Source organism: Streptomyces sp. NPDC017890 (assembly GCF_044328675.1).
Classification (GTDB): domain Bacteria; phylum Actinomycetota; class Actinomycetes; order Streptomycetales; family Streptomycetaceae; genus Streptomyces.
In genome coordinates, this window is record NZ_JBIRHU010000062.1 from 1 (window position 1) to 6,262 (window position 6,262).

At 71.2% G+C, this 6,262-nt stretch carries 1 protein-coding gene and 1 pseudogene; both read left to right on the forward strand.

Going from position 1 to position 6,262, the window contains the following annotated elements:
- Positions 1-3,326 (forward strand): SDR family NAD(P)-dependent oxidoreductase (locus tag ACH4F2_RS34975; RefSeq protein WP_398136721.1); only part of this gene is annotated, 3,326 nt, incomplete at its 5' end.
- 51 nt (positions 3,327-3,377) lie between these two features.
- Positions 3,378-6,262: pseudogene (locus ACH4F2_RS34980) on the forward strand (type I polyketide synthase); the annotation flags it as partial.

Consider the following 6,262-nt stretch of genomic DNA (forward strand, 5'->3'; position numbering starts at 1 on the left):
AGCTGCTGCGGGGTCTGGACGCGGTGGCGGAGGGTGCTCCGTCTGCTGGTGTGGTGAGGGGTGTCGTCCGTGACGAGACGACTCTGACGGCGGTGCTGTTCTCGGGGCAGGGGTCGCAGCGGGCGGGGATGGGCCGGGAGCTGTACGGGGCCTATTCGGTGTTCGCGGAGGCGTTGGATGCGGTGTGTGCGGGGTTCGACCGGGTGCTGGACCGGCCGTTGCGTGAGGTGATGTTCGCCGGGGAGGGTGAGCTGCTGGACCAGACCGGCTACACGCAGCCGGGGCTGTTCGCTCTGGAAGTGGCCTTGTACCGGCTCACGGAATCGTGGGGTATCCGGCCCGACTATGTGACCGGGCATTCGATCGGTGAGCTGGCCGCGGCGCATGTGGCCGGGGTGTTGTCCCTGGACGACGCTGTGACGCTGGTGGCGGCGCGGGGGCGGTTGATGCAGGCGTTGCCGGCGGGTGGCGCGATGCTGGCCGTCGGTACGGACGAGGCTGCGGTGGCCCCGTATCTGGAGGGCCGGGAGGCGGAGGTGTCTCTCGCAGCGGTGAACGGTCCCTCTTCGGTGGTGATCGCCGGTGACGCCGATGCCGTGGCCGAGCTGGGTGCCCAGTTCTCCGGGTTGGGGTGGAAGACGAAGAAGCTGCGGGTGAGTCATGCGTTCCACTCGCCGCACATGGACGCGATGCTGGACGACTTCCGGCGGGTCGCCGAGTCGCTGACCTACTCCCCGCCGTCGATCCCGGTCGTGTCGAACGTGACCGGCGAGGTCTCGGCTGATGTCGCTTCCGCCGAGTACTGGGTACGCCATGTCCGCGCGGCTGTCCGTTTCGGTGACGGGGTGCGTTGGCTGGAGGACCAGGGTGTCGGTGTGTTTGTGGAGCTGGGGCCGGACGGTGTCCTGTCCGGTATGGCGCAGGAGTCCCTCACCGGGGACGTGCAGCTCGTCGCCGCTCTGCGTAAGGACCGCTCCGAAGCGGAAGCACTGCTCACGGCTCTGGGCCGTCTGCACGTCGGGGGCGTGACCCCGGACTGGCCGGCGTACTTCTCCGGCACGGGTGCCCGCCGCGTCGACCTGCCCACCTACCCCTTCCAGCGGCGTCATTACTGGCTGGAGCCGGGTGGTGTGTCCGCTGAGGTGGGTGTTGGTTCGGTGGTGGACGGTGCGTTCTGGTCGGCGGTGGAGCGGCTGGACTCGGGTGCGTTGGCGGGCACGCTGGCGGTGGAGGAGGAGGCGTTGCGGGCGGTGTTGCCCGCGTTGGCGGGGTGGCACGGGCGGCAGCGGGAGCAGTCGGTGGTGGACGACTGGCGTTACCGGGTCGAGTGGAAGCCGCTGACCGGGCAGGCCGGGGGCAGTCTCACCGGGACCTGGCTCCTGGTGACCCCCACCGATGATCTGGCCCGGGAGTGGGCGGACACCGTAGCGACCACGTACGCCGGGCGGGGTGCCGTAGTGGTCCGGCTCGATGTGGACGAAGCCGGCCTGGACCGGTCCGTCCTGACCGATCGACTGCGCCGGATCGCGGAGGAGAGCCCACTGGCCGGGGTCCTGTCATTCCTCGCCCTCGACGAACGGCCTTTCGGCGGGCACGATGCGCTGCCGTTCGGCACCGCGGGCACCGCGGTGCTCACCCAGGCACTCGGGGACGCGGGTGTCGCGGCCCCGCTGTGGCTGGCCACTCGCGGCGCCCTGTCCACCGGACGTGGGGACGTCACGGCCGGCATCTCGCCGGCGCAGGCTCAGGTCTGGGGCCTGGGCAGGGTCATCGGCCTGGAGCACCCGGAACGCTGGGGCGGCCTCGTCGATCTGCCGACCGTCGCCGACGAACGGGCGGCCGAGCGGCTGACCGCGGTCCTCACGGGAACCGAGTACGAGGACCAGGTCGCCGTACGACAGTCCGGGACCTACGCGCGACGGCTGCTGCGCTCCCCGCTCGCTCCGCCCGCTGCGGGCGGCACCGCCGACGGCTGGCAGCCCGCGGGCACCGTGCTCGTCACCGGTGGCACGGGTGCCCTGGGCGCTCACGTCGCGCGGTGGCTGCTCACCTCGGGTGCCGAGCACGTCGTGCTGACCAGCCGACGGGGCCGTGAGGCGCCGGGCGCCGCGGAACTGGAGACCGAACTGTCCGCTCTCGGCGCCGGACGGGTCACCGTGGCCGCCTGCGACGTGGCCGATCGCGACTCGGTGGCGGAGCTGGTCAAGGGGCTGGAAGCGGAGGGTTCTCCGGTCCGCGCCGTCGTACACGCCGCGGGTGTCGGACAGGACACCCCCGTCGACGGGACGGAACTCGACGACTACGTCCGTGTGATGACGGCGAAGGTTGCCGGAGCGGCCAACCTCGACCGTGTCCTCGGTGACGCCGACCTGGACGCGTTCGTGCTGTTCTCCTCGATCGCCGGCGTCTGGGGCAGTGGCCTGCAGGGCGCGTACGCGGCGGGCAACGCCTTCCTCGACGCCCTGGCCGAGCAGCGCCGGGCCCGCGGCCTCGCGGCCACCTCGGTGGCCTGGGGCCCCTGGGCCGAAGGCGGCCTCGCCGCGGGCGAGGCCGGGGAGCAACTGCTGCGTCGCGGACTGCGCGCCATGGCGCCCGGCCTCGCGGTCACCGCGCTGCGTTCCTGCCTGGAACGGGACGAGACCTGCGTCGTCGTAGCCGACGTCGCCTGGGAACGGTTCGTCCCCGCCTACACCGCGCGCCGCCGCCGTCCACTCCTCGACGGAGTACCGGAGGTGCGGGAGCTGCTGGCGGCCGAGCAGGCCGAACAGCGCGACGGCCGGGAAACGTCCGACGGCACCGAAGGGGGCCAGGCGCTGCGCAACCGGCTCACCGGCCTCACGGCACCCGAACGCGCACGGCACCTTCGGGAACTCGTACGTGCTGGCGTCGCCGAGGTCCTGTCCTACCAGGACACATCCGAGGTCGACACGGACAAGAGCTTCCTCGAGCTCGGCTTCGACTCGCTGACCGCCGTCGAGCTGCGCACCCAGCTGAACGGTGCTACCGGCCTACGGCTGCCCTCCACGCTGGTCTTCGACTACCCGACTCCAGCGGCGCTCGCCGAGCACCTGGCCGGGGCCCTCTTCGAGACGGCGGACGGCGACGGCACGGCGGAACCCGGCGAGGACGAGATCCGACGGCTGCTCGCAACCGTGCCGATCACCCGCTTGCGCGAGGCCGGACTGCTCACCTCCCTGCTGAGCCTCACCGGGCCGGCCGACCCCGCGACGCCCGCCGCAGCACCCACCGAGGACGAGTCGAGCGAACTCGACTCGATGGACATCGACAACCTGATCGAGATCGCCCTCGACAGCAGTGACTCCTGAACACGGCCTGAATCGGAGCTGATGATGACAACCAAGGACAACCGAGTCGTCGAAGCCCTGCGGGCCGCGCTGAAGGACGCCGAGCGGCTGCGCAGGCAGAACAACGAGCTGACTGCATCCCAGCGGGAACCGATCGCCATCGTCGGCATGAGCTGCCGCTACCCCGGCGGAGTCACCTCCCCGGAACAGCTGTGGGACCTGGTCGTCTCCGGCGACGACGCCATCACGCCGTTCCCCACCGACCGCGGCTGGGACCTCGGCTCGCTGCTCGACACCGGCCGCGACGGAACGGCCGCCAGCTCCACCGGGGCCGGCGGCTTCGTGGACGGCGCCGACCTGTTCGACACCGGGCTCTTCGGGATCTCACCCCGTGAGGCGCTCGCCATGGACCCGCAGCAACGGCTGCTCCTCGAAAGCTCCTGGGAGTTGTTCGAAAGGGCCGGTATCGCGCCGTCCGCGCTGCGCGGAACCCGCACCGGCGTGTTCGTCGGCGCCTCCTCCCAGCCCTACGGCTCCGACGCCGGCGACCTTCCCGAAGGCGTCGAGGGTCATCTCCTCACCGGCAACGTGACGAGCGTCGCCTCCGGTCGCATCTCGTACGTCTTCGGCCTCGAAGGCCCCGCGATGACGATCGACACGGCCTGCTCGTCGTCGATGGTCGCCCTCCACCTCGCCATCCAGTCACTGCGCAAGGGCGAGTGCACCATGGCCCTCGCCGGCGGTGTGACCGTCATGGCGAGTCCCGCCGCGTTCACCGAGTTCAGCAAGCAGCGCGGACTCGCGCCCGACGGCCGCTGCAAGCCGTTCGCCGAGGCCGCCGACGGTACCGGCTGGTCGGAAGGGATCGGCCTGCTCCTCGTGGAACGCCTCTCGGACGCGCTGCGCAACGGCCACCAGGTCCTCGCGGTCGTCCGGGGCTCCGCCGTCAACCAGGACGGCGCCTCCAACGGCCTCACCGCGCCCAACGGCCCCGCCCAGCGACGCGTGATCAGGCAGGCGCTCGCCGAGGCCGCGCTGTCCGCGTCCGACGTGGACGCGGTGGAAGCCCACGGCACCGGAACGACCCTCGGCGACCCCATCGAAGCGCAGGCGCTCCTGGCCACCTACGGCCAGGACCGGCCGGCCGGCCGTCCGCTGCGGCTGGGCTCCGTCAAGTCCAACATCGGCCACACGCAGGCCGCTTCGGGTGTCGCCGGCATCATCAAGATGGTCATGGCGCTGCGCCGGGGAGTGCTGCCGCAGAGCCTGCACATCGACCGGCCCACCTCGCACGTGGACTGGTCGGCCGGGGCGGTCGAGCTGCTCACCGAAAACGTGGACTGGCCGGAGGCGGGCGCCCTTCGTCGTGCCGCCGTCTCGTCGTTCGGCGTGAGCGGCACCAACGCACACGTCATTCTCGAACAGGCTCCCGAGCCCTCCGGTGAACCGGCCGCCGACCGCACCGAGACCCCCTTCGTCCCGATCACCCTCTCCGGCCGCAACACCGACGCACTGCGCGCCCAGGCCGACCGCCTGCGCGCCCACCTCGTAGCCCACCCGGACATCCGTCTGGACGACCTGGCCCACTCCCTCCTGACCAGCCGGTCCGCCCTGGAACACCGCGCCGTCGCTGTGGCCGGCACCCACGACATGCTTCTGGCGGACCTGACAGCCCTGGCGGACGCCCGCCCGGCGGCACGCGTCGTCACGGGCCGCGTGCACAAGGACGCGCTGACGGCGGTGTTGTTCTCGGGGCAGGGGTCGCAGCGGGCGGGGATGGGCCGGGAGCTGTACGAGGCGTATCCGGTGTTCGCGGAGGCGTTGGATGCGGTGTGTGCGGGGTTCGACCGGGTGCTGGACCGGCCGTTGCGCGAGGTGATGTTCGGTGAGGACGGCGAGCTGCTGGATCAGACCGGGTACACGCAGCCGGGTCTGTTCGCTCTGGAAGTGGCCTTGTACCGGCTCACGGAGAGCTGGGGTGTACGGCCGGATTATGTGACCGGGCATTCGATCGGTGAGCTGGCCGCGGCGCATGTGGCCGGGGTGTTGTCTCTGGACGATGCGGTGACGCTGGTGGCGGCGCGGGGGCGGTTGATGCAGGCGTTGCCGGCGGGTGGCGCGATGCTGGCGGTGGGTGCGGATGAGGTTGCGGTGGCTCCGTATCTGGAGGGCCGGGAGGCGGAGGTGTCTCTCGCCGCGGTGAACGGTCCGTCCTCGGTGGTGATCGCCGGTGACGCCGATGTGGTGGCGGAGCTGGGGGATCGGTTCTCCGGGTTGGGGTGGAAGACGAAGAAGCTGCGGGTGAGTCATGCGTTCCACTCGCCGCACATGGACGCGATGCTGGAGGACTTCCGCCGGGTCGCCGAGTCGCTGACCTACGCCGCGCCGTCGATCCCGGTCGTGTCGAACGTGACCGGTCGGGCCGAGGCGGACGTGGCGTCGGCGGAGTACTGGGTACGCCATGTCCGTGCGGCTGTCCGTTTCGGTGACGGGGTGCGCTGGCTGGAGGACCAGGGCGTCGGTGTCTTCCTGGAGCTGGGACCGGACGGTGTCCTGTCCGGTATGGCGCAGGAGACCCTCACCGGACAGGCGCAGCTCATCGCCGTCCTGCGTAAGGACCGCTCCGAACCGGAAGCACTGCTCACCGCACTCGGCCGGCTTCATGTATCCGGCGTACGAGTGGACTTCCAGCCGCTTCTGGCTGGTGCGCGGCGGGTCGAGCTGCCGACGTACGCGTTCCAGCGGGAACGGTACTGGCTGGCGGCGGCCGCGCGGGCCGGTGCGGCCGGCGTGGTCGACCCGGTGGACGCGGAGTTCTGGGAAGCCGTCGAGGACCAGGACGTGGAAGCTGTCGCGTCGGCCCTCCGGTTGTCTGGTGATGAGCCGTTGAGTGCTGTGTTGCCGGCGTTGTCGTCGTGGCGTCGTGAGCGGCGTGAGCGGGTGGTGTTGGAGGGTTT